Raw genomic sequence first — 528 nt, forward strand, 5'->3', positions numbered from 1 at the left:
ACGGCGAGCCGACCTACTTCGCCGCCGACGCTGCCTACTACCTGAGCAAGAAGGACCGCGGCTTCACCGAGAAGATCTACCTCCTCGGCGCCGACCACCACGGCTACATCAACCGGCTCAAGGCGATCGCGTCCGCGGCCGGTGACGACGCCGAGGTCAACATCGACGTCCGCATCGGCCAGCTGGTCAACCTCAACGGCGCCAAGCTGTCGAAGCGGGCGGGCAACATCATCGAACTCAACGACCTGCTCAACTGGATCGGCAGCGATGCCGTCCGCTCCGCGCTGGCGCGCTACCCGGCGGACAGCCCGCTGAGCCTGGACGGCGAGGAGCTGCGCAAGCAGACCAACGACAACCCGGTCTTCTACGTCCAGTACGCCCACGCCCGCACCGCCAACGTCGCGCGGCTCGCAGGGGAGGACGGCGTGCGCCGCGAGGACGGGTTCGACCCTTCCCTGCTCGCCGACCCCACCGAGGCGACGCTGCTGGCGACGCTCGGCGACTTCCCCCGGGTCGTCGCCCAGGCCG

At 69.5% G+C, this 528-nt stretch carries 1 protein-coding gene; it reads left to right on the forward strand.

Annotation, left to right across the window (positions count from 1 at the left end):
- Nucleotides 1-528: DALR anticodon-binding domain-containing protein (locus tag AC1D01_RS38225; RefSeq protein ID WP_477875236.1), on the forward strand; the 528-nt coding region annotated here is incomplete at both ends.

This window comes from Rhizobacter sp. P3_B12 (assembly GCF_056402895.1).